A 24,224-nucleotide genomic window follows, 5' to 3' on the forward strand; every position below is an offset into this window, starting at 1 on the left:
CAAGCAGGCACGCGAGCTTCAAGCTGCAAGCCACAAGCTGCAAGTAAAACCGACTCGTTACTGACCGCGCGGGTTCTTGTAGCAGCGGCGCCAGCATGAGCCTGAAAATCCCAGACAGCCCCGCCGCGCGGCACATCCTGTGTAGCTTGTGGCTTGTGGCTTGTGGCTCAAGCGGCAGCGCGGGGCGCTAGCGCTTCACCCTCAACACCCGCACATTCCCATACCCCTCATCAAGCAGATACTGCGCGTGCAATTGGCTCATAACGCCTTTCTCACAGTAAAGCAGGTAGGCGCGTGATGGGTCCAGGTCGGCGAAGCGGCTGTTGAGGGTGTAGAAAGGCACCGGTTTCACCTCAATGCCGTCCAGCTGCAGCGGGCGGGCTTCCTGCTCGTCGGGGTGGCGGATATCCAGCACGATCTGGCCGGTCAGCGCCTGCTCGACGATCTCCACCGGCGAGCCCTCCTCCATCATTTCGCCCAGCTCGCTGCACTCAGAATACGCAGCACTCTCTACCGCCCGCGACAGCACCTCAAAGTTGAAGCCGGCCTCAGCGGCTTCAACCCGGGGCACGGTGGTGCGGATGGCCGGCCCAACCGAAATCACACCGCAGTACTCCGGCATGCTGCTGGAGAATTCCAGTGTGCCGATGCGCCGCGCCACATCGATGATGTCCAGCTTGCTGGTGGTGATCAGCGGACGGATAACAAAGCGCTCGGCCACCTGATCGATCACGCTGAGGTTGGGCAGGGTCTGGCTGGCCACCTGCGCAATCGCCTCGCCGGTCACCAGTGCATCAATGCCCAGACGATAGGCCACCCGATCCGCAGCGCGCAGCATCATGCGCTTGAGCACCACGCCCATCTGACTGTTTTCGACGTTCTGCAGAATCTCCGCCACCACGCCTTCAAAAGGCACACTGACAAAGCGCAGACGATGGCTGGCGGCGTAGCGCTCCCACAGATAGTGCGCAACCTGACGCACCCCCAGCTCATGAGCGCGACCACCCAGGTTGAAGAATACAAAGTGCGGCAGCAAACCACGCTGCAGCATCTGGTAGCTCGCCACGGTGGAGTCAAAGCCGCCCGAGAGCAGGCTGAGCACCGGCTCCATGGTCCCCAGCGGGAAACCACCCATGCCCTCGTGGCGCGCCTGAATCAGATAGATCTTCTGGTCGCGAATCTCGATGTGCACCTCAACCTCGGGCGCTTTCAACGAGACGCCCGCTGCGCCGCAGCGGCGATTCAGCGCGCTGCCGACCTTGATGCCGACATCCTGCGAGGAGAAGGGGTGGGTGCCCACCCGCTTGCAGCGCACGGCAAAGGTCTTGCCCTGCACCTGATCACCCAGGTTGGCCACGCACAGCTCCACCAGCTCGTCCAACGTGCCCAGCGGGTACTCCTGCACGGCAAAGAAGTGGGCGATACCGGGCGTGTTGCGCAGACGCTCGATACACTGCTGCTGCAGTGCCGGATCACTCCCCAGATTGACCTCCAGACTGTCCCAGTTGCCATTGACCCGCGCCTGCGGGTCTATGGCAGCAAGTAGCTTTTTCAGATTGCCCTTGAGCTGGGCAATAAAGCGCTTGCGAACCTGGCGGCTCTTGATGGTGATTTCGGGGAAGAATTTGATGATCAGTTTCATGGGGGCTGGCATATCGTGCGCAAAGCGCTGCATTATACCCGCAGCCGGCGCGCGGCGCTTGAGTAACTAAAACGGGCACAATGGCACCAAACTGGTGCACCCGTAACACTCATCGCACCAACACGGTGCTCCCAATTGGTGCGCGGCTGTAGAATCTGCAGCGAAAGGCCTTGATTGCGGGGGCTACACGCCATGCTCCGAAATGGCACACCTTTTGCTCACTTGTAATGCAACCGAGCAGCGGCCCGCCCGCTGGACGTTATATAGAGGCGCCAGACCGGCTGTCTGGCAAACGATTCCTTTTGGAGGAAACCATGTCGAAAGCGATGCAACTGATCAACGAGCATGACGTGAAGTGGGTAGACCTGCGCTTCACCGACACCAAGGGCAAACAACAACACGTCACCATGCCGGCCCGCGACGTCAACGAAGACTTCTTCGAAGACGGCAAGATGTTCGACGGCTCCTCCATTGCCGGCTGGAAAGGCATCGAAGCGTCTGACATGATCCTCATGCCCGATGACAGCACTGCCGTTCTGGACCCCTTCACTGAAGAGCCGACGCTGATCATCGTCTGCGACATCATCGAGCCCTCCACCATGCAGGGCTACGAGCGCGACCCGCGCGGCATCGCCAAGCGCGCAGAAGAGTACCTGAAGTCCACCGGTATCGGTGACACCGTATTCGTTGGTCCGGAGCCGGAATTCTTCGTCTTCGACGAAGTGAAATTCAAGTCCGACATCTCCGGCGCCATGTTCAAGATCTTCTCCGAGCAGGCTTCCTGGAACACTGACGGCGACTTCGAGACAGGCAACAAGGGCCACCGTCCGGGCGTCAAAGGTGGTTACTTCCCGGTGCCGCCGGTCGATCACGACCACGAAATCCGTACTGCCATGTGTAACGCCATGGAAGAAATGGGCCTGACCATCGAAGTTCACCACCACGAAGTGGCGACTGCTGGCCAGAACGAAATCGGCGTGCTGTTCAACACCCTGGTGAAGAAAGCCGACGAAGTACAAACCCTGAAGTACTGCGTACACAACGTTGCTGACGCGTTCGGCAAGACTGCTACCTTCATGCCGAAGCCGCTGTACGGCGACAACGGTTCCGGTATGCACGTTCACATGTCCATCGCCAAAGACGGCAACAACACCTTTGCTGGCGAAGGTTACTCCGGCCTGTCCGACACCGCGCTGTACTTCATCGGCGGTATCATCAAGCACGGTAAGGCGCTGAACGCGTTCACCAACCCGTCCACCAACTCCTACAAGCGTCTGGTTCCAGGCTTCGAAGCCCCGGTCATGCTGGCCTACTCCGCCCGCAACCGCTCTGCTTCCATCCGTATCCCGTACGTTTCCAGCCCGAAAGCACGCCGCATCGAAGCTCGCTTCCCTGACCCGGCTGCCAACCCCTACCTGTGCTTCGCCGCACTGCTGATGGCGGGTCTGGACGGTATCCAGAACAAGATCCACCCTGGCGATGCAGCCGACAAGAACCTGTACGATCTGCCGCCGGAAGAGTCCGCACAGATCCCGCAGGTGTGCGGCAGCCTGAAGGAAGCGCTGGAGTCCCTGGACGCCGGCCGCGAGTTCCTGACCAAGGGCGACGTGTTCACCAACGAATTCATCGACGCTTACATCGAACTGAAGAGCGCCGAAGAGATCAAGGTTCGCACCTTCGTTCACCCGCTGGAATACGACCTGTACTACAGCGTCTGATCCTGCTGCGGTTGCAACACGCGAAAAGGGCGCCCATTCGGGCGCCCTTTTTTTACGCCTGTCGCCAGCCATTCAACGACAGTTGCCAGTATCGGCATACGGTGCCAGCATGAAGGTTCGTCTCAAGGAGAGCACCATCATGTCGCGCACCCTACTCACCGCCCTGTGCAGCGCTTTGCTCTGCGCCAGCCCCGTTTGGGCCGATGTGTATACCTGGACCGATGCCAACGGCAACACCGTCTACTCGGACAAGCCCAACCCCAACGCCAAACGCATCGAAGTCAGCGCGCCCAACAGCATGGAAGCGCCCAAGCCGATTCCCGCGTACGAGAGCAGCAGCTCCAGTGCCGGCAGCTCCAGCAGCAACAGCGGCTCCGCAGCCAGCGGTAGCTATCGCCGCCTGGAGATCACCAGCCCGGCCAACGATACTCCTGTGCGCGCCAACGATGGCAACGTCACCCTGGTCGTCGCGTTTGACCCACCCCTGCGCGCCGGCCACCTGCTGCGTGCACGCATTGATGGCAACCTGGGTGAGCAGGCCCTGCCCGGTGCCGGGCAAGCTCAGGCCAACCTGACAGTCACCAACCTGGATCGCGGCTCGCACCTGGTCGAGGCCGTGGTCACCAACAGTGAAGGCAAAGAGATCAGCGCCAGCACCGGCATTACCCTGCACGTGCAGCGCACCTCGCTCAACCAGCCGGGTCGCATCGGCGGCGCCAACCAGGCCCCCACTGCGCCGGCAGCGCCGGCCGCACCAAACGTGCCTCGCCCGCCCGCGACCGGCGGCTGACCAACGCAGCCCACACCTTGGGCTGCCTTGGCGCACCAATATAGTGCATACTCCCACCTCAACGCACCGCCTTGCGCACCACACTCAGGCGCGCAAGACGGCTTAGCGGGCGCCCCGCCCCCTCACACGACGTCACTGTGCTGCATTGCAGCGCAGCCTCCGCCCCAGACAGTACGGGCGCTGCACCCGTTGCGTCAGTCATAAGTGGCAGGCCGTCACAGAAACGGGCAGAACCAGCTACCGCTGCATCACGGCGCGCCCCGAATTGGATCGCTTCTTGCATTTCACTGTGCAAACCACGGATACCGCCATGCTGCCTGATCGATTTTTACGCCAGATTCTCGATAACCTGACCACCGCCGTGCTGCTGCTCGATGGCGAGCTGCGCCTGAGCTTCATGAACCCGGCAGCGGAGATGCTGCTGGCGGTCAGTGGCCAACGGGTGCACCAGCAGCCGGTCGCTGACCTGTTCAACGATACCGCCGCCGCGCTGGAGTCGCTGCACAACGCGGTAGAGCACGGGCACCCCTTCACCAAGCGGGAGGCTCAGCTGACACTGAACAACGGTCAGAGCCTGATGGTCGATTACTCGGTCACCCCGATCATCGCGGCCAACCGCAACTGGCTGCTGATCGAGCTCTATCCGCGTGATCGCCTGCTACGCATTACCAAGGAAGAGGCCCAGCTGTCCAAGCAGGAAGTGACCAAGGTACTGGTGCGCGGCCTGGCGCACGAGATCAAGAATCCGCTGGGCGGCATTCGCGGCGCAGCGCAGCTGCTGTCGCGTGAGCTACCCGATGAGGCCCTGAAGGACTACACCGACGTCATCATCGAAGAAGCCGACCGCCTGCGTAACCTGGTCGACAGCATGCTCGGCCCCTATCGCCCGCCGGCACTGCGCCCGATCAACGTGCACGAAATTACCGAGCGCGTGTGCAGCCTGATTGAGGCCGAGACCCAGGGCGCACTGCGCATCAAGCGTGACTACGACCCCAGCATTCCGGATGTACAGGCCGATCGCGAGCAACTGATCCAAGCGCTGCTCAACATCGTGCGCAACGCCATGCAGGCGCTAGCTTCTGCCGGCCCGCTGGAACAGGGCGAGATCACCCTGCGTACCCGCACACTGCGTCAGTTCACCATCGGCCAGACCCGCTATCGCCTGGTCTGCCGTGTTGAAGTCATCGATAACGGGCCCGGCATTCCGTCGGACATCGTCGAAAGCATCTTTTACCCCATGGTCAGTGGTCGTGCCGACGGCACCGGCCTCGGCCTGTCCATCACCCAGAACATCATCAGCCAGCACCACGGCCTGATCGAGTGCGACAGCGAGCCCGGACAGACCATCTTTACCCTGTTTCTGCCATTGGAACTGGACGGGGCCGACTGACCATGACGCGCAAGCAGACACACTATCTTGACCCTATCGCGCCCGTGCAACGGCGCCTCTTTGACAATCTGCCTACAACTTCAGGCGCGCCCGCCTGCCGGTAGCACCGGAACTGGAGACCCGATTTATGACCCGCTCACAGAATCGTGCCGAAAACGTCTGGATCGTCGACGACGACCGCTCCATCCGCTGGGTACTGGAAAAAGCCCTGCAACAGGAAGGCATGGAGCCCGTCGCCTTTGACAGCGCAGACGCCGCCCTGGCCCGTCTGCAGCGCCAGCATCCGGACGTGCTGATCAGCGACATCCGCATGCCCGGCACCAGCGGCCTGGATCTGCTGGCCACCGTGCGCGAGCGCTATCCGCAGTTGCCGGTGATCATCATGACCGCCCACTCGGACCTCGATAGTGCCGTTGCCTCCTATCAGGGCGGCGCCTTCGAATACCTGCCCAAACCGTTCGACGTGGACGAGGCCGTTGCCCTGGTCCGCCGTGCGCTGGCGCATACCCACGAACAGGAATCGCAAAACGAAGAAACCCTGCAGACCCGCACCCCCGAGATCATCGGTGAAGCGCCGGCCATGCAGGAGGTCTTCCGCGCGATCGGTCGTCTGTCGCACTCCAACATCACGGTGCTGATCAACGGCGAGTCCGGTACTGGTAAAGAGCTGGTCGCCCACGCCCTGCATCGCCACAGCCCGCGCGCGCGCAACCCGTTCATCGCCCTGAACATGGCGGCGATTCCGAAAGACCTGATGGAATCCGAGCTGTTCGGTCACGAGAAAGGCGCCTTCACCGGTGCCGCCGTGCAGCGTCGCGGCCGCTTTGAGCAGGCCGATGGCGGCACTCTGTTCCTCGACGAGATCGGCGACATGCCGGCAGAGACACAAACCCGCCTGCTGCGCGTACTGGCTGACGGCGAGTTCTACCGAGTGGGCGGCCACACGCCGATCAAGGTCGACGTACGCATCATCGCCGCCACCCACCAGAACCTCGAAGGTCTGGTGCAGGCCGGCAAGTTTCGGGAAGATCTGTTCCACCGCCTGAACGTCATCCGCATTCACATCCCCAAGCTGTCGGAGCGTCGCGAAGATATTCCCGCACTGGCCCAGCACTTCCTCGCCCGCGCCGCCCAGGAGCTGGCCGTCGAGCCCAAGGTACTCAAGCCGCAGACCCAGGATTACCTGCGCAACCTGCCCTGGCCGGGTAACGTGCGTCAGCTGGAAAACACCTGCCGCTGGATCACCGTCATGGCCTCCAGCCGGGAAGTACTGATTGAAGACCTGCCCCCGGAAATGCTCAGTCAGCACCAGGACAGTGCGCCAGACGGGCACTGGGAGCACGGATTGCGCACTTGGGCTGACCAGGAGCTGGCCCGCGGCGTGACCAACCTGCTGGATATTGCAGTACCGGCCTTCGAGCGCATCATGATCGAAACCGCGCTCAAACACACCGCCGGCAGACGCCGCGATGCCGCGCAGTTGCTGGGCTGGGGCCGCAACACCTTGACCCGCAAGATCAAGGAACTGGACATGAATGTGGACGGTACCGACGACGACGAAAGCGAATAAAGTACGCCCGCAGCAAAACTGGCACGCTTGATGCTAAATGACTAATGGGTGTATTTGGGGTGACCTCGGTTCAGGCAGGCTGGGGTCGCCTTTTTTTTGAGCCTCAAGCTACAAGCTACAAGCAACCCCAAACCCCAAACCCCAAACCCCAAACCCCAAACCCTTCCAGCCTTTAGCCTTCAGACTAACACCAAGGCTCGCAGCACCACGGACTGCTTGCGGCTTGCCGCTTGAAGCTTACAGCTCCAACCGGGTAGCCTACCGCCTAGTCCCGCCACGTAGCCGCCCACCATGTTCCATATCGCTCTGCTTGAACCCGAAATCCCGCCGAACACCGGCAATATCATTCGCCTGTGCGCCAATACCGGCTGCCAGTTGCACCTGATCGAGCCGCTCGGCTTTGAGCTGGACGACAAGCGCCTGCGTCGCGCGGGGCTGGATTATCACGAGTTTGCCGCAGTCAAAACGTATCCCAACCTCGATGCCTGTCTGCAAGCGGTAGAGGCTAATCGCGTCTTTGCCTTGAGTACCAAGGGCACGCAGAACTTCAGCGAGGTGCAGTTCGCTGCCGGCGACCTGTTTCTGTTCGGCCCAGAGAGTCGCGGCCTGCCCGTTGAGGTGCGCGAGGCGTTGCCCGCGGACCAGGTGCTGCGCATTCCGATGCGCCCTGACAGCCGCAGCCTGAATCTGTCGAACAGCGCAGCGATCCTTATTTATGAAGCGTGGCGACAGCTGGGGTACGGGGGCGCGCTTTAGCGCGCCCAGCCGCAAGCCGCAAGCCGCAAGCCGCAAGCCGCAAGCCGCATCAGGATGAGTTGGGCTGCAGGCCAATCAAGCATTTGCCAAAATTGTGGGGCTATCTTGAGCCAAAGAAAAACCCGCGCGATTCAACACCGCGCGGGTTTTTTCTTGCAGTTTGCAGCTTGTGGCTTCCCGCCAGGGCCAGCCTGCGGCTGGTCTTAGCGGGTCTTGACGACTACCTTACCGACCGCCTTGCGCGAGCTGAGAATATCCAGCGCGGCTTCGTACTCGTTCAGCTCGAAGGTCTGGGAGACCAGCGGCTTGAGTTTGCCTTCGCTGTGCCAGCGGAACAGCTGCTGGAAGTTCTCCAGGTTGGCCTGCGGCTCGCGGGCGGCAAAGGCCCCCCAGAACACGCCGACGATGGAGGAGCCTTTGAGCAGCGCCAGGTTGATCGGGAACTCCGGGATACGGCCGCTGGCAAAGCCAACCACCAGCAGACGGCCTTTCCAGTTGATGCTGCGCACAGCCTGATCGAACAGGTCGCCGCCGACCGGATCGTAGATCACGTCCGCGCCCTGGCCGTTGGTCAGCTCCTTGACGGCGTCCTTGAGGCTGACTTCGCTGTAGTTAATCAGCTCGTCGGCGCCGGCGGCCTTGGCTACTTCCAGCTTCTCGGCGCTGGAGGCGGCGGCGATGACGCGTGCGCCCATGGCCTTGCCGATTTCAACCGCAGCCAGACCCACGCCACCGGAAGCGCCCAGCACCAGCAGGGTTTCGCCCGGCTTGAGTTCGCCACGCTGCTTGAGTGCATGCATCGAGGTGCCGTAAGTCATGCTGAAGCCGGCGGCGGTAACATAATCCATGTCATCGGGCATCGGCAGCACGCGCATGGCATCGGTAGCGACCTTTTCAGCAAAGCTGCCGAAACCGGTCAGACCCATGACACGATCGCCCACTTTCAGGTGCTTGACGCTTTCGCCGACACTGGCGACCACGCCGGCGGCTTCACCGCCCGGTGAAAACGGGAACGGCGGTTTGACCTGGTACTTGCCCTCGATGATCAGGGTATCGGGGAAATTGACGCCCGCAGCGTGAATATCGATGACGACTTCGTTTTTCTTGGCGACCGGATCGGTCGTTTCTTCCAGCACCAGACTGCTGGCCGGACCGTAGGCCTTGCACAGAACCGCTTTCATTTTTATCTCCCAGGTTTGCGTGCATGAATGGCGTCAGTCTAGTCGCTTCACCGGGCTGTGGGTCAACGAACATGGTTCGAGCTGATAGCTACGCATAACATGGGCGTCGTGCCTGACGGCCTCAACGCGCCATCGTCCGAGAGCGCGGGCATTTGGCGCGGGGCGGCTGCTCGGCTATGCTGTGCCGGTATCCAAGGAGCCCTTCTGCCATGCACTTCAAAGCCCTGTTAGCCGCTCTGCTGCTGAGCGCCCTGTTGCCCGCTGCTCATGCCGAGGAAGAGGAAGCGCCACCGCCACAGGCTCAGTACGTCGAGCTGAAACCGTCCTTTGTCGGCACCCTTGGCAGTGGTCCACGCATTCAATACCTCAAGGCCGATGTGGCCCTGCGCACCGACGATCCGGCAGCGGTCGAGAAGCTGCACTACCACGACGCGCTGATTCGCAATGCGCTGGTGTTTCTGTTCAGTGCACAGCTACCGGAAAACCTGTCCACGCTGGAAGGCAAGGAGACTCTGCGCGCCGACGCGCTGGCCGCCGTGCAACAGGTGCTGGAAGAGGAAGAGGGAGATCCGCTGGTAGACGACCTGCTGTTTACCAACCTGATCGTGCAATAAAACGGGGCCGGCGGGCACGCTAGGTACCCGCCGGACGACTCAGGCAGACTGTGCCATATAGTCGGCCACAAAACGATCGAAGCTGATCGTATCCGCCTCTTCCAGCGCCGCCTGTTCTGCCAGTGAGCTGGCTGCCTCATCCGCCATGGCCGCCTGAGCCTCAGGGTCGAGGGCACGCTCACGGAAGTAGCGGTTATGGGCTTCAGACTGGGCCAGAGCAAAGCGGAAGAAGCTGTTATCGTGCTCGGCAATCGCCGCCAGCACCCGCGCCGACGGCGTCAGACTGGCGTCTCGCAACTTGGCGCGCTGCTGCTGCAGGCTGCTGGCACAGGCGTTACCACCCTTGACCTGATCCAGCAGCGCGGCACAGCCGGCAATCTCATCCAGCAGCGACTCGCCCCAGCTGACCAGCGTGCGTTCGCTGCCACCGTCATTCAGCATCAACCCCGGCTCGCGGCCACGCTTGACCGTCAGATTGAAGTTGTTGGCAGCGTGCTCGCACTCGCTGTCGCTCAAATCCGGGCTATCGTTCAGCGCGCAGAACAGCAGGAAGGCATCGAGGAAGTAAGCGGTCGCCGGCTCAATGCCCAGCGGTACAAAGGGGTCGATGTCCAGGCAGCGAACCTCGATGTATTCCACCCCGCGCTCGCGCAGGGCATGCACCGGTTTCTCGCCGCTGTTGGTGACACGCTTGGGTCGGATCGGGCTATAGAACTCGTTCTCGATCTGCAGCAGATTGGTGTTGAGCTGCTGCCACTCGCCGTTCGCATCGTGCGTGCCCAGTTGCGCGTAAGGCTCATAGGGCAGACTGATGGCGTTCAGCATGCTGGCAATATAGTTATCCAGGCTGTTGTAGCAGATGTTCAGCCCCGCCTGAGCGTTGTTGTTATAGCCTAGGTCGCTCATCCGCAAGCTGGTCGCCCAGGGCAAATACAGGCTGCGCTCACCCAATGGCTCAAGCCGATGGTCACGCCCCTGCAAGAAGCTCGCGCAGACCGCTGGCGAGGCGCCAAACAGGTACATCAGCAACCAGGCATAGCGGCGGAAGTTGCGAATCAGCGCAAAGTAGCGCGCCGACTGGTTGTCCTGCGCGCTCTGCTGCCCGCCCTCTTGCTGCTGCAGCAGTTGCCACAGGCCCGGTGGCAGGGAGAAGTTGTAGTGAATGCCGGCAATGCACTGCATCGCCTTGCCGTAGCGCACCGCCAGACCGCGCCGGTAGACGTTTTTCAGGGTGCCGATATTCGAGGTGCCATACCAGGCAATCGGAATGTCCTGATCACTGGCCGGCAGGCGGCTGGGCATGGACTCGGTCCATAGCAGCTCGTCACCCAGCTGACTGTAGGTAAAGCGGTGAATCTCGTCGAGCTGGGCAAACAAGCCGTCAACACGCTGGCTGACCGGGGTGATCAGCTCCAGCAGCGCCTCGGAGTAATCCGTGGTGATGCGCGGATGGGTCAGCGCCGAGCCAAGGCCGGCTGGATGGGGCGTATGCGCCAGGCTGCCGTCGGCGGTGATACGCAGGCTTTCCTTTTCGATGCCATGCAGACAGTCAGTCAGCAGGGGGTGCGAGGCCGGCTGCGCCAGCAGATCGAGGCGTTTTCGCAGCAGTGGTGACAAGGTGTCACTCCTTAGGCAGAGTCGCCGCCGGCAGGGCGGCGATGCAGTTCAGTATAGAAAGGCCGTAAAACCCTGCCCGTCAGATGCGGGCAAAGGTACCCAGACACTTGGCAACCAGCGCGCCATCCTGCCACACCTCGCCGTCCACCACTATGGTACGGGTACCGGCGTGCATGACCTTACCCGTGCATTCCAGCACGCCGCCGGTAACCGCGCGAGTGTAGTTGATCTTGCACTCGATGGTGGCCGTCACTTCATGCGGCTCCAGCACGCTGAAGGCCGCCGCGCCCATGGCCGAGTCCAGCAGGGTAAAAACCACCCCGCCGTGTGCTCGTCCGGTGGAATTGAAGTGCTTGTCCTCAATCGCCAGACGCAGGGTGCACTGGCCGCGCTCAATCGCCGTAAACTCGATGCCGACCAGGGCGGTGAAGGCGCTGCTGCGCTGCGCGGCGAAAGCCGCCAGCGCCGGATGCAAGTCGCTCATGCTGTCACTTCTTCTTCAGGTTCTTGGCGTTGGCAAACAGGTTGGCAAAGGTGCCAGTGCTGCTGCCCTGACCGGGTTTGCCGTTGCTGTTGTTGCCGTTAGCGCTGCCGCCACGCGACGCATTGTGGCGTCCGCGCGGCCGCTCACCGGCAGTGCGCTCGCTGGCCGGTTGAGGCTTGTCATCCATGCGCATGGTCAGGCTGATGCGCTGACGCGGGATATCCACTTCCAGCACCTTCACCTTGACGATATCACCGGCCTTGACCACGTCGCGCGGATCCTTGACGAATTGCTGCGACAGCATGGAGATGTGTACCAGACCGTCCTGATGCACGCCGATATCGACAAAGGCGCCAAAGTTGGCGACGTTGGTGACCACGCCCTCCAGCGTCATGCCGGGCTTCAGGTCCTTGAGGCTTTCCACGCCCTCTTGGAACTCGGCAGCCTTGAACTCCGGGCGCGGGTCACGGCCGGGCTTGTCCAGCTCGCGCAGCACGTCGGTGATGGTCGGGATGCCAAAGCGCTCGTCGGTGTAGCGCGCCGGCTCCAGCTTGCGTAGGAAGGTGGAGTCGCCAATCAGGCCACGCACATCACGACCGGTATCTCCGGCAATGCGCTGGACCAGCGGATAGGCTTCCGGGTGCACGGCCGAGGCATCCAGCGGGTTGTCGCCGTTCATGACCCGCAGGAAGCCGGCGGCCTGCTCGAAGGTTTTCTCGCCGAGGCGGCTGACCTTGAGCAGCTCTCGGCGATTGCGGAAGGCGCCATTGATATCGCGGTAATCAACGATATTCTGGGCAATGCTCGGGTTAAGGCCGGAGACACGGGTCAGCAGCGCCGCAGAGGCGGTGTTCAAGTCCACCCCAACGGCGTTCACACAGTCTTCCACCACGGCGTCCAGGCCTCGCGCCAGCTTCACTTGTGACACGTCGTGCTGGTACTGGCCAACACCGATGGCCTTGGGCTCGATTTTCACCAGCTCGGCCAGCGGGTCCTGCAGACGACGGGCAATGGACACCGCGCCACGGTAGGTGACATCCAGATCCGGGAATTCGCGAGCCGCCAGCTCGGAGGCGGAATACACCGAGGCGCCCGCCTCGGAGACCATCACCTTCTGCATTTTCTGGCCGCTGCACAGCTTGATCAGGTCTGCCGCCAGCTTGTCGGTCTCACGCGAGGCAGTGCCGTTGCCGACCGCAATCAGATCAACCTGATGCTTGCTGCACAGCGCTGCCAGGGTTGCCAGCGAGCGATCCCAGTCATTGCGCGGCGCATGTGGGAAGATGGTCGCGGTATCCAGTAGCTTGCCGGTGGCATTCACTACCACCACCTTGACGCCGGTGCGCAGCCCCGGGTCCAGCCCCAGGGTGACTCGCTGGCCGGCCGGAGCCGACAGCAGCAGATCCTTCAGGTTGCTGGCGAACACGCGAATGGCTTCGTCTTCAGCGGCTTCGCGCAGCTCACCCAGCAGCTCGGTTTCCAGATGGCCCAGCAGCTTCACCCGCCAGGTCCAGCGCACTACCTCGTTGAGCCAACGGTCCGCGGCACGGCCCTGGTTGCTGATACCCACAGTCTCGGCGATCAACCCCTCGCACGGGTGCAGGCTGCCCGGTACCGGCTCGGCATCACCCAGCTCCAGGGCAATGCTCAACACACCTTCGTTGCGGCCACGTAAAATCGCCAGCGCGCGGTGCGAAGGCACCTTTTTCAGCGGCTCGTCGTATTCGAAGTAGTCGGAAAACTTGGCGCCTTCCTGCTCCTTGCCCGCCACTACACGGGACGCCACACGGCCATCCTCACGCAGGGCGCTGCGCAGACGCTCCAGCAGGCTGGCGTTCTCGGCAAAGCGCTCCATCAGGATGTACTTGGCACCGTCCAGCGCCGCCTTGACGTCGGCTACCCCTTTGTCGGCATCGACAAAGGTGGCGGCCTGCTGTTCGGGGTCCAGCGTCGGATCATCAAACAGGGCGTCAGCCAGCGGCTCCAGTCCTGCCTCGATGGCAATCTGGCCCTTGGTCCGGCGCTTGGGCTTGTACGGCAGGTAAAGGTCTTCGAGGCGGGTCTTGGTATCGGCGTCACGGATATCACGCTCCAGCTCGGGGCTGAGCTTGCCCTGCTCGGCGATGCTCGACAATACCGCACTGCGGCGGTCTTCCAGTTCACGCAGATAACGCAGGCGCTCTTCCAGATAGCGCAACTGGGTGTCGTCCAGGCTGCCGGTCACCTCCTTGCGGTAACGGGCAATAAACGGAACGCTGGCCCCCTCGTCCAGCAGGGCGACCGTTGCGGCGACCTGCTCGGGACGGACCGTCAGCTCGCTGGCGATGCGCGCGGCAATACTCTGCATGGTGAGACACTTCCACTGATAGCTAAAACAGGACGGGCAGTATAACCGAGACAGGGCATTCTGGTCGGCCTCCATCAAGCGGCTGGATGATGCCTTCATAACAGGGTAAAAAGAAACCTCTTGTAACAATGGCCAGCCCGCAAGTCACGGGGCCTGGGTCACAATGCCAGCTCATCAATCCAGGTAGGTATCCATGACAGGCGAAGGCGAAAAAATCCTGATTGTCGATGACGACATACGGCTGCGGCGACTGCTCGAGCGCTTTCTGGGCGAGCAGGGATACCGTGTCAGGGCGGTGGAAGACGTTGCTCAGATGGACCGTCTGCTGGCCCGCGAGATCTACTCGCTGATCGTGCTGGACCTGATGCTGCCCGGCGAAGACGGTATGAGCGCCTGCGCCCGCCTGCGGGCTGAGGGCAACACCACGCCGATCATCATGCTGACCGCCAAAGGCGACGAAACCAGCCGCATCCAGGGCCTGGAAATCGGTGCCGACGACTACCTGCCCAAGCCCTTCAACCCACGCGAGCTGGTGGCCCGCATGAAGGCCGTGTTACGCCGGCAGGCGCCGCAAGTGCCGGGCGCGCCCAGCGCCGACGACGATCAGGTGACCTTTGGCGAGTTCACCCTGAATCTGGCAACCCGTGAGCTGACCCGCGGCAACGAGGTCAACATGCTGACCACCGGCGAGTTCGCCGTGCTCAAGGCGCTGGTACGCCACCCGCGCGAACCGCTGACCCGCGACAAGCTGATGCAGCTGGCCCGTGGCCGCGAGTGGGACGCGCTGGAGCGTTCAATTGACGTGCAGATATCCCGTCTGCGCCGCATGCTTGAGCCCGATCCGTCCAAGCCACGCTACATCCAGACTGTCTGGGGCGTGGGTTATGTCTTTGTACCGGACGGCCAAGGTACGTGAAGGGCGGTCCCGGCTGGCACCCACTACTGCCGCGCAGTTTCTTTGGCCGCACCATTTTGCTGGTACTCATGGTCACCCTGTTTTCACAGGTGCTGACCCTGCTGTATCTGCTGAGCAACGAAGACCTGCTGGTGGATCGCCAATACAGTCACGGCACCGCCATGCTGGTCCGCGCCTACTGGGCCAGCGGCCCGGCCGCGCGTCACGACATCGAGGAAATGACCGGTATCCGTGTGATGGTGCCCGAGCAGGTGCCCCAGGGTGAGGTGCATTGGCCCTACTCCGGTATCTTTACCCACCAGTTGCGTGACGAGCTGGGTGACCAGACTGAAGTCCGGGTACAGACTCAAGCCCATCCCGCGGTATGGATTCACCAGCCGATCTACGGCAACTACTGGTTGAAGGTACCGCTCTACGCCCACCCGCTGCGCGGCCAGCGCGTCTGGTTGGTGGTGACCTGGCTGGTGCTGATCGGCATGCTGTCGACTGCAGCGGCCTGGTTGCTGGTGCGCCAGCTTAACCACCCACTGAAAATGCTGGAACGGGCCGCCCAACGCATCGGTCGCGGCCAGACGGTGCGCCTGCTGGACACCAGCGGGCCGTCGGAAATATCCGAGGTGTACCGGGCCTTCAACCAGATGTCACAGGACGTCGAACAGGCCAACCGCGACCGCACCATGCTGCTGGCCGGGGTATCTCACGACCTGCGCACGCCGCTGACGCGCATGCGCCTGTCGACCGAGCTGTTGTCCGATGCCGAGCCGGAGCTGACCGATGGCATGATCCGCGATATCGAGGACATGGACGCCATTCTCGAGCAGTTCATGAGCTATATCCGCGACGGCAGCGCCGAGCCCACGGAAGAAGCCGATATCAACGAGCTGATTCGTGAAGTGGTGGCACCGCTGAACAGCAACGGCGAGGTGGTTCGCCTGTGCCTGGCCGAGGTACCGCGCCTGAGCCTGCGGCGGTTATCGATGAAACGCGTGCTGATCAACCTGATCGACAATGCCCTGGTGCACGGCGGCAGCGGCGTGGAGGTGTGCACCTATGTCCATAGTCAGGACGGCGAGCGCCTGCTGACCGTCAGCGTACTGGACCGCGGTCCGGGTGTGGAGGCGTTGGAAAACGACGCCCTGTTCAGCCCCTTCATCCGCGGCGATCAGGCGCGCTCTACCAAGGGAACCGGGCTCGGACTGGCAATCGTGAAACGCATCGCTGACAGCCATGGTGCCCGCGTACAACTGCTCAACCGGGTAGACGGCGGCACCGAAGCGCGCCTGAGTTTCGTGTTGGTCAGCTGACGCCGGCGACTCAGGATGCCCGGCGCAACAGACCTGCTTGCTCGAGCGCCCGCTCAACAGCCAGCAAGTCGGGAATCAGCAACGGCTGCGGCTCGTCACTGACAGTGACCCGTTGCAGCTGGTAGCTGGCGGGCCCATCGAGGGTCTGCAGCTCATCGCGCAGCAGTTTGCGCGAGCGCGGAATACCCCAGACTCGCAGACCGATGAAATGCAGGCCAGTGCCCCCCAGGGCATTGAGAATCAGGGTGCGCGGCTGAGCCCCTTCCGCCGGCTCACCACCCTGTGCACGCAGGGCGTCCAGGTCGACCATAGGCACCGGCTGGTCACGCCATTGGGTCCAGCCGAGGAACCACTCCGGCCCCTGATTGGCTGCCTGGCTGAGGCGGTAGCCCACCAGCTCGGCCACTGCCACGTTCGGCAGCAGCAGCGGATCGTTCAGCAATGGCACGATCAGACCGTTGATACTCTCCAGCGCCTCAGACATGACGTCCTTCTCCCTTACTGCCTTGATGGGTTGCTCTAGCCGGCCAGGGCCGACCATTCTTGCCGCAGCCAGTGCTGCAGCGCCTGCGCCAGCTGCTCCGGAGTGCCCTGGCGATGACTGAAACCGGCCGCCTGCACGGCCCCGGGCATGGTTGCACAGGCTGCGCTGGCGGTATCCTGGGTCCAGACTTCGATACCTTGGCGGCGCATGCGGCCACAGGCCTCGACGCCATCCTCCCCCATACCACTGAAAATGATTGCGCCGCAGGCGGGGCCAAAGCCATCACACACCGCATCCAGCACCGCGGCAATCGAAGGCCGATAGGGCCCGGGCCACGGAGCGTCACTCAACAACACCTCACCGTCGGCGCCAAAGTCCAGGCTCCGCGCGATCGGCGCAACCAGCACTTCACCTGCCTGCAGGTGCGCCCCCGGCTGACAGTTGACGATGCGCCAGTCATTCTGGCGCCCCAGAATCTGCGGCAACTGTTGCTCAAACCCGGCGTCGATATGCTGGGCATAGATAAAGGCCACCGGCAAGTCGGCCGGCAGACAATCCAGGAACTGCTTGACCGCAGCCGGACCGCCCAGCGAGGCACCAAGCACCCAGACGCAGGGCGCCTGCTGCGGCCTTGCGGCAGGCAACAGCGGCGCCGGCAGCACCGGTGCCTGACCACCCGGCGGCTCGCCCAGCAACGGCAGCAACTTGCCGTAGAGCCGGCGCTGCCAGCGGGGATAGTCCTCACTGTCCTGTTCAGGGATTTCGCCCGCGCCGAGCAACACCGGCGCGCTGCTATGTTCAAGCAGCCAGTCGGCCAGCGGAGACTCCTCGGCCAACTCCAGCAGCCAGGCGTCCGTGCTGACCTGCTCCAGCTCGCTCGCCGTCAACCCGGCCGGGTCATCGGCGAAGACGACTGCATAGCCGAACTCCGCCAGCACCTGTGCCAGCTTGCGGCGCTTGCCGGCATGCCCGGCCAGCAGCGCGATCGCCGCGGCATGATCAGTCACCCGCAGCAACCAACTCGGCAATCACCTCCAGCAACTGCGCTTCCTGATAGGGCTTGCCAAGATACTCGTTGACCCCGATCGACAGTGCGCGCTCACGGTGCTTCTCGCCGGTACGCGAGGTAATCATGATGATCGGCAACTGCGACAGACGCTCATCATGACGCACCAGCGTGGCCACCTCGAAGCCGTCCATGCGCGGCATTTCAATATCCAGCAGCATGATGTCCGGAGTCAGGTCCTGCAGCTTGGCAATCGCATCCACCCCATCCTTGGCCGTCACCACCTCCATGCCATTGCGCTCGAGCAGGCGCGTGGTGACCTTACGCACGGTGATCGAATCGTCCACCACCATGACCAGGGTCGGTCGCTCCTCGGCGTAGTCGACTCCGTCGCCGGCGCGCTCCGCCGCCAACTGCTGCTGGGCATTCAGCGCCTGCTGGGCACGAATCACCGCCAGCAGGTCGAGAATCACCACCACCCGGCCATCGCCGAGAATGGTCGCGCCGGAAATACCTGGCACCACGGCAAACTGCTTGCCCAGGTTTTTCACCACGATCTCCCGCGAGCCAGCCAGGGCGTCGACCTGCACCGCCACGCTGTGCTCGGCGCCGCGCACCAGAATGACCGGCAGCGGCAGGCTGTGGCCGGTCAGCTTCGGCTGCTGACCGGTAACCAGCAGGTCACCCAGGTAGCGCAGGTCATAAGTTTTGCCGGCGTATTCGAAGGGCGGCGCATCGGGTGCGTAATAGGCTTCCAGCTCGTAGCCGGAGACCCGCACGATGCCCTCGATGGTATTCAGCGGAATGGCGTACAGGTCTTCGCCGGAGTAGACCATCAGCGCGCGGTTGACCGACACGGTGAACGGCAGGCGAATCACAAAGGTGGTCCCCACGCCCGGCTCGGTGCTCAGGGTCATGTTGCCACCCAGCTGTTTGACCTCGGCGTTGACCACATCCATGCCGACGCCACGCCCGGAGATCTGGGTCACTTTCTCGGCGGTAGAGAACCCCGCCTCGAGAATGTACTGCAGTACCTGCTGATCGGTCAGTTCGGCGTCCGCGTCCATCAGGCCACGCTCGATGGCCTTGCTGCGTACAGCATCCAGGCGGATACCGGCGCCGTCATCCTGCAGCGTCAGGACAATTTCGCCGCCCTCACGTGCCAGATCCAGCCAGATGCGCCCCTCTGTCTGCTTGCCGGACTGAGCGCGGCTATCCGGCAATTCGATACCGTGATCCACCGAGTTGCGCAGCATGTGCTCCAGCGGCCCGATCATGCGTTCGAGCACGCTACGGTCCATCTCGCCTTCGGCGTTGCCAACCACCAGCTCGACCTGTTTGCCAAGCTCACCGGCTACCTGGCGCACCACCCGACGCAGCCGTGGCAGCAAGCGCTCAAATGGCACCATGCGCGTGCGCATCAGGCCTTCCTGCAGCTCGGTGTTGACCCGTGCCTGCTGCAACAGCAGGGTTTCGGCGTCGCGGCTCTTGGTCGCCAACGTCTCCTTCAGGTCCAGCAAGTCAGAGGCCGACTCGAACAGCGAGCGCGACAGCTGCTGCAACTGCGAGTACTGGTCCATTTCCAGCGGGTCAAAATCCTCGTAGCCCGCGCCCAGTTCGTCCTGGTGGCGCGACAGAATCTGTGCCTGGGTTTCCATATCAAGCCGGCGCAACTGATCACGCACACGCTCAATGGTGCTCTCAACGTCTTCGAGCAGGTGACCGACATCGCTCACCTGCTGCTCGATACGACCACGGAAGATAGAGGTTTCGCCCGCCAGGTTGACCAGCTCCTCCAAAAGGTTGGCCGATACCTTGACGCTTTCCTGGCTGGTGCTGCGCTTGGCGCTGCTATCGCCCGCCGCCTGACTGCTGGCCTCCATGGCCTCGCGCAGCATGCCGTTGACCTCGGCAAGGGACGGCCCCTCGGACGCCACGGCCGGAGCTGCGGGCGCCGGAGCGGCTGGGGGCGTGGCCGGCGGTGTAAAGACCGGTTCAGCTGCCGGCGACCAGTCAGCACCGGCTGCCAGCGCATCCACCGCCTGTTCCAGCGCGGACAGCTGGGCACTGTCAGCGCGCCCCTCGTGCAGCGCCGCTTCCAGCTGTCTGGCCTGGTCGGCCAGCGCCTGCTGACCGGCGAGACGGGCGCTGCCCTTGAGGGTTTCGATACGGTGCAGCAGGTTCGCTGCCGCGCTCGGGTCATCGTCCAGCGCGAGCAACAGCGTTTGGCAGGGCGCCAGCAGCTCACGGGCCTCTTCGACAAACATGGCCAGCATGCCAGGCAGCGCGGGGCCGGCCGGCGCGACGACCTCAGCGGCATCCGGCTCGGGCACCACTGGCGCCGGCTCGGTGCCAGCGCCGGGCAGCACGGGCTCCTGATCGGGGTGTTTGCGGAAACCGTTGATCGCCGAGATAAGAGCCGCGCCGTCGCTGATCGGACGACCAGCCACCACACCCTCAACCATATCCGCGAGGGCATCGTGACAGGCGTGCAACAGCGCTATCAGCCCCTGACTGGGCTGGTAGCGCTGGTCACAGAGGCCTTCGTAGACAAATTCCATCTCATGGGCCAAGTCGCCTACCGGACGGATCTCGGCCATGCGCGCACCACCCTTGAGGGTGTGCAAATCACGCTGCAATGCCTCGACGGCGATGGTATTGCCGGTGTCGGCAATCCACTGCTGCAGGCTCGCCGAAGCGCTGTCGATAATCTCCTGGGCTTCCTCCAGGAAGATGTCGACCAGCTCAGCATCGGTGCCGGCCTGGGCCGGATTCCAGCTGCCGCTGGCAGGCAGGCTGGCAGCAGTGCTGGCCGGCGCGGGCGCCGGGGCAGCGTCAACCGCGCCGGGAATCAGCGCCTGCAGGGCCTGCAGCTCACGCGTGGCAGGTAGCAGATGCTGATGCGCCGCGACCTGATCCATCATGCCGATCAGCCGCTCGTGTCCGTCGGCCAGCGCCTGCAGCACGTCCTCGTCGGGCAGCAGCAGGCCGCTGTGCAGACGTTCATGGACATGCTCCAGGGTCTCGGCGAGCTGTTGCAGCGGACCCAGCTCAACCTCGCCGGCAACCTCCGCCAGCGAGTTCAGGCTGCGGACCAGGCCGTCGCTGTCCAGCTCAACGGACGCGCCGGGCTGACGCATGCTCAGCTCATCACTGACATCCAGCAGCAAGTCGATCCCATCGGTCAGGAAGATCGACATCAGGTCGGCGCTGTCCGGCGCTTCCAACTCGCCGCGCCCAGTTTCCCGCGCCATCAGGCCCTGCTGGTGCAGTTGCTGAAGACGCCGCAGGAAGTCGTCGGTGCCGGCAATCGGCGCATGCGGGTCGTACGCCAACTGCTGCAGGCCCTGTTCGAACAGGGTCACCGCGTCGCTCAGCAGCTCGACCAGTGCGGCGTCGGCTGACACCAGGTTGGCCTTGAACTCCTTGCACAGTTTTTCCAGCGGGCTGGCCAGCACGGCGATGGGCTGGACGCCGGCCATGTGCGCACTGCCCTTGAGCGTATGCAGGGCTCGCTGCAATGCGTCGCTGAGCGCGCGCGGCAAACCGTAGTCGCGACACTCGCCCAGATACGCATTGATCTGGTCGATATGCGTGCGGGTTTCATTACGGAAGATATCCAGCAGCACCGGGTCCATGCCGCCGGCAACCACTGGCTCTGGCTCTGGCTCTGGCTCTGGCTCTGGCTCTGGCTCTGGCTCTGGCTCTGGCTCTGGCGACAGGGTGTCCTCGGCGGGGCCAAAGTCAAGCGGACTGTCTTCCTCGGCGGCAGGCAGCGCCTCGCTCCAGTCCTGAGCCTGCGGCGTCTGCTCGAGGGGCTCGTCGGCCTCGACGCTATCGGTCTCTGCCGGCAGCACATCCTCCAGCGCCGTGACGTCCAGCGGCTGCAGCTCCATCCAGTCGTCGCCGGCTTCGGCTTCGGCTTCGGCTTCGGCTTCGGCTTCGGCTTCGGCTTCGGCTTCGGCTTCGGCTTCGGCTTCGGCGATCAGTGTGTCGCCGGCGGGCGCCGCGTCAAGTATCTCCGGCTCACCGGCCTCGACCGGCAAGGCATCCAGCACCGGTGTTTCACCCCGCGCCAGCGCATCGGCGGCAGCGGCCAGGCGCTCCACATCCGGCAGCGGACGCTGCTGGCCAGCCGCAAAGTCCTCAACCAGCTGCGGCATCAGTGCGCGTACTTCGTTGACCACCCGGAACAGCGCCGGACTGGCGTTGATGCTGCGGTCCATGACCCGGTTGAGCATGTTCTCGACCGACCACGCCAGCTCGGCCAGCACGCCGGCCTTGACCATCCGGCCGCTGCCCTTGAGGGTGTGGAACGCACGGCGCACTTCGCCAAGGGCTTTGGCGTCATCCGCGTCGGCTTGCCACTGGGGCGTAAATTCGCTGAGGGTGTCCAGCACCTCGCCGGCTTCTTCGACAAAGATCTCGACCAGTTCGGGGTCCAGCTCGTCTTCGTCAGCGCTCGCCTCGCTGAGCACGTCATCGCGACTGGGCTCTGCTGCCGGTGCGGTCGTTTCTGGCTCAGCCGGAGCGTCGGTTTCGGCTGCATTATCCAGCTCTGGCTCTGGCTCTGGCTCTGGCTCTGGCTCTGGCTCTGGCTCTGGCTCAGCAGTGTCATCCTGCAGGGGCTCCAATGCCAGCGGCTCGCCAGCCTCGGGTTGGTCCTGTTCGGCTTGTTCGGGCTCGGCGGCCACTTCGTCAGGCAGCTGCTCGGGGTGATAACCCAACAGGCGCAAACGGCCTTCGGCGACATCCAGAATGCTGTCGCCGCGATCGGCATCGTCTTCCGCCAGGCGCTCAAGGTAATAATCAATACTGGTAATGACGTCAGCCAGGGCATCCAGTGCGGTCCAGTCCGGTACCTGCCGCTGGGCCACCAGTTGCTCACGAATATAACGTCGACAGGCGGCAACATCGGCTGCAGCGCGCTCCAGCGGAACCATCGACAAACCGCCGCGCACACTGTTGAGCAGGTCGTCAATCGGCTCCAGCTGGCGGTGATCCCACTGATTGGCAATAAAGGCGTTGATGGCTTCGCGGGTTTCTTCCAGCGCGTTGCGCGCTTCCTGTACCACCAGTTGGTGAACCTGAGCAATGTCCTGCGCGGCAGCGAGGCGCTGCATGTCGCCATCCAGGCCGTCGGCCTGATCGCTGCGCTCCAGCCCGAGAATGCCCTGCAGGCTGGCTTCGACGTAAAGCATGCCACCGGCGACGTCCATCAATGCGGCATCCGTCATGGCCGACTCGCCGCTAACCAGACGACCGACCTGATCAATCTGCTCCAGCAGCACACGGCGCGGTTGCCCGAGTCCAAGCATCGCCAGCGTGTCGGCGATACGCTTCATGACCGGTTGCAGCGTCTCCAGGCCGTCGAGTTGCGAACGATCACCGCGCACAAACAGGTCCAGCTGGTCCTTGACCTGCAACAGCTCTTCGCCCAGTGCCAGAGCGACCGACTGTATGGCCTCGCGATCGGGACCAACCAGGCGGTCACCGGCGGCGCGCTGCTCGTCGGTCCAGGCGCCCTTGAGCTGATAGCGTTCTTTCAACGCGTCCAGCCGGGGACTGCCGTCGGCGCTCTTGGCCACGTAAAACAGCAGGTTACGCAGCAGCTCGCGCGGCGGATTGCTTTGCAGCGCTCGGGCGCCGCCCGCCTTGAGCTGGCGCAGTTCCTGATCAGCCTGACGCAGCAGCTGACGCACTGCCGCGCCATTTTCAATGCTGCCCAGCTCAAGACCTTCAGCCACACCGGCAAAAATCGACCACAAACGCGCGTAAGGCGCGCCCTGACACAGGGTTTCAAGCCGCGCAAAGACGTTACGCAAGTGACGGCTGTTGACGGCCACATCCTGACCACGAATCACACCCGCCTGAGCCATCTGCAGAGCCTGACGCAACTTGCGCAGCTGCAGCACGTTCTGCTCGCTGCTGAGGTCCGCCAGTTCGGTCTCGCCGGCCGGTACGTCGCTGTTTTCCAGTTCCGGGCTAAACAGCGCATTTTCCGACAACAGCTTGTCGCCCCGGGCGGTGCGCATGTCGTTGAGCAGCGGCAACAGCACCATGGGCAGATCACGCCGGCCGGTCTGCACCCGGTCCAGGTAGGCCGGCATCTGCAGGATAGCCTGCATGAGGATTTCCAGCGCCTCGCCCTCACGGCTGACGCTGCCATTCATCAGGGCCTGAGCCAGTTGCTCCATTTCCTCGGCCAGCAGCGCCGCGCCGTAGAACTCGACCATCTGCAGTGTGCCGTGCACCTGATGGATGTAGGTCAGGCAAAAGCGCAGCCGAGTCGAGTCTTCAGGGTTATCGACAAAGGCTTCCAGCGCCTGTCGCGCCTGATTTAGCGTTTCGGATATCTCGCCCTTGACCCAGTCAAGCGCGACATAATCATGCCGATCACCCATA

General features: G+C 63.2%; 16 protein-coding genes. 8 read left to right on the plus strand and 8 right to left on the minus strand.

Annotation, left to right across the window (positions count from 1 at the left end; translation table 11 throughout):
• Nucleotides 1–187: 187 nt before the first annotated feature.
• Nucleotides 188–1,642: a tRNA uracil 4-sulfurtransferase ThiI gene (thiI, locus tag CNQ84_RS15880; RefSeq protein ID WP_096005855.1), complete on the minus strand. Its 1,455-nt coding sequence runs from the start codon at nucleotides 1,640–1,642 to the stop codon at nucleotides 188–190.
• 314 nt (nucleotides 1,643–1,956) lie between these two features.
• Between thiI and glnA the strand changes: the two genes are divergently transcribed.
• From glnA to trmL, 5 genes are all read left to right on the plus strand, one after another.
• Nucleotides 1,957–3,360 carry a glutamate--ammonia ligase gene (gene glnA, locus CNQ84_RS15885; RefSeq protein WP_096005814.1) on the plus strand — a complete coding sequence of 468 codons (1,404 nt, stop codon included), beginning with the start codon at nucleotides 1,957–1,959 and terminating at the stop codon, nucleotides 3,358–3,360.
• A gap of 109 nt (nucleotides 3,361–3,469) precedes the next feature.
• On the plus strand, nucleotides 3,470–4,150 hold the full coding sequence (locus CNQ84_RS15890; protein ID WP_096005815.1) for a DUF4124 domain-containing protein: 681 nt from the start codon (nucleotides 3,470–3,472) through the stop codon (nucleotides 4,148–4,150).
• Between the two features lie 310 nt (nucleotides 4,151–4,460).
• Nucleotides 4,461–5,540: a nitrogen regulation protein NR(II) gene (glnL, locus tag CNQ84_RS15895; protein WP_096005816.1), complete on the plus strand. Its 1,080-nt coding sequence runs from the start codon at nucleotides 4,461–4,463 to the stop codon at nucleotides 5,538–5,540.
• 127 nt (nucleotides 5,541–5,667) lie between these two features.
• On the plus strand, nucleotides 5,668–7,110 hold the full coding sequence (gene ntrC / locus CNQ84_RS15900; protein ID WP_096005817.1) for a nitrogen regulation protein NR(I): 1,443 nt from the start codon (nucleotides 5,668–5,670) through the stop codon (nucleotides 7,108–7,110).
• 291 nt (nucleotides 7,111–7,401) lie between these two features.
• Nucleotides 7,402–7,866, plus strand: a complete 465-nt coding sequence (gene trmL, locus CNQ84_RS15905) for a tRNA (uridine(34)/cytosine(34)/5-carboxymethylaminomethyluridine(34)-2'-O)-methyltransferase TrmL (RefSeq protein WP_096005818.1) — start codon at nucleotides 7,402–7,404, stop codon at nucleotides 7,864–7,866.
• Nucleotides 7,867–8,069: 203 nt separating this feature from the next.
• On the opposite strand, the gene CNQ84_RS15910 is transcribed toward trmL, so the two are convergent.
• On the minus strand, nucleotides 8,070–9,047 hold the full coding sequence (locus CNQ84_RS15910) for an NADPH:quinone oxidoreductase family protein (protein WP_096005819.1): 978 nt from the start codon (nucleotides 9,045–9,047) through the stop codon (nucleotides 8,070–8,072).
• A gap of 209 nt (nucleotides 9,048–9,256) precedes the next feature.
• Between CNQ84_RS15910 and CNQ84_RS15915 the strand changes: the two genes are divergently transcribed.
• Nucleotides 9,257–9,661 carry a flagellar basal body-associated FliL family protein gene (locus tag CNQ84_RS15915; RefSeq protein ID WP_096005820.1) on the plus strand — a complete coding sequence of 135 codons (405 nt, stop codon included), beginning with the start codon at nucleotides 9,257–9,259 and terminating at the stop codon, nucleotides 9,659–9,661.
• A 39-nt stretch (nucleotides 9,662–9,700) separates the two neighbouring features.
• Here CNQ84_RS15915 and gshA read toward each other — a convergent pair whose 3' ends face one another.
• The 3 genes from gshA to CNQ84_RS15930 all read right to left on the minus strand — a co-directional run bounded on the left by gshA (nucleotide 9,701) and on the right by CNQ84_RS15930 (nucleotide 14,109).
• Nucleotides 9,701–11,278, minus strand: a complete 1,578-nt coding sequence (gshA, locus tag CNQ84_RS15920) for a glutamate--cysteine ligase (protein ID WP_096005821.1) — start codon at nucleotides 11,276–11,278, stop codon at nucleotides 9,701–9,703.
• Between the two features lie 79 nt (nucleotides 11,279–11,357).
• Nucleotides 11,358–11,762, minus strand: coding sequence for a PaaI family thioesterase (locus tag CNQ84_RS15925; protein WP_096005822.1), 405 nt, complete (start codon nucleotides 11,760–11,762; stop codon nucleotides 11,358–11,360).
• A 4-nt stretch (nucleotides 11,763–11,766) separates the two neighbouring features.
• Nucleotides 11,767–14,109 carry a Tex family protein gene (locus CNQ84_RS15930; RefSeq protein WP_096005823.1) on the minus strand — a complete coding sequence of 781 codons (2,343 nt, stop codon included), beginning with the start codon at nucleotides 14,107–14,109 and terminating at the stop codon, nucleotides 11,767–11,769.
• Between the two features lie 193 nt (nucleotides 14,110–14,302).
• On the opposite strand from CNQ84_RS15930, the gene ompR reads away from it, so the two are divergent.
• Together ompR and CNQ84_RS15940 are read left to right on the plus strand one after the other, a co-directional pair.
• Nucleotides 14,303–15,025 (plus strand): osmolarity response regulator transcription factor OmpR, encoded by a 723-nt coding sequence (gene ompR / locus CNQ84_RS15935; protein WP_096005824.1) that lies wholly within the window; start codon nucleotides 14,303–14,305, stop codon nucleotides 15,023–15,025.
• A gap of 68 nt (nucleotides 15,026–15,093) precedes the next feature.
• Nucleotides 15,094–16,329: an ATP-binding protein gene (locus CNQ84_RS15940; protein ID WP_096005856.1), complete on the plus strand. Its 1,236-nt coding sequence runs from the start codon at nucleotides 15,094–15,096 to the stop codon at nucleotides 16,327–16,329.
• Between the two features lie 10 nt (nucleotides 16,330–16,339).
• On the opposite strand, the gene CNQ84_RS15945 is transcribed toward CNQ84_RS15940, so the two are convergent.
• Genes CNQ84_RS15945 through CNQ84_RS20945 form a run of 3 tightly spaced genes read right to left on the minus strand, consistent with a single transcriptional unit; the run spans nucleotide 16,340 to nucleotide 24,223 of the window.
• The gene (locus tag CNQ84_RS15945) at nucleotides 16,340–16,813 is read right to left on the minus strand and encodes a chemotaxis protein CheW (protein ID WP_165771311.1); all 474 of its coding nucleotides are present in this window, start codon (nucleotides 16,811–16,813) and stop codon (nucleotides 16,340–16,342) included.
• Between the two features lie 35 nt (nucleotides 16,814–16,848).
• Nucleotides 16,849–17,820 carry a chemotaxis protein CheB gene (locus CNQ84_RS15950; protein WP_096005857.1) on the minus strand — a complete coding sequence of 324 codons (972 nt, stop codon included), beginning with the start codon at nucleotides 17,818–17,820 and terminating at the stop codon, nucleotides 16,849–16,851.
• Nucleotides 17,813–24,223 carry an Hpt domain-containing protein gene (locus CNQ84_RS20945; RefSeq protein WP_096005826.1) on the minus strand — a complete coding sequence of 2,137 codons (6,411 nt, stop codon included), beginning with the start codon at nucleotides 24,221–24,223 and terminating at the stop codon, nucleotides 17,813–17,815. The genes CNQ84_RS15950 and CNQ84_RS20945 overlap by 8 nt, the downstream gene beginning before the upstream one ends.
• Between the last annotated feature and the right edge of the window lies 1 nt (nucleotide 24,224).

Source organism: Pseudomonas abyssi (assembly GCF_002307495.1).
GTDB classification, from domain to species: Bacteria; Pseudomonadota; Gammaproteobacteria; order Pseudomonadales; family Pseudomonadaceae; genus Halopseudomonas; species Halopseudomonas abyssi.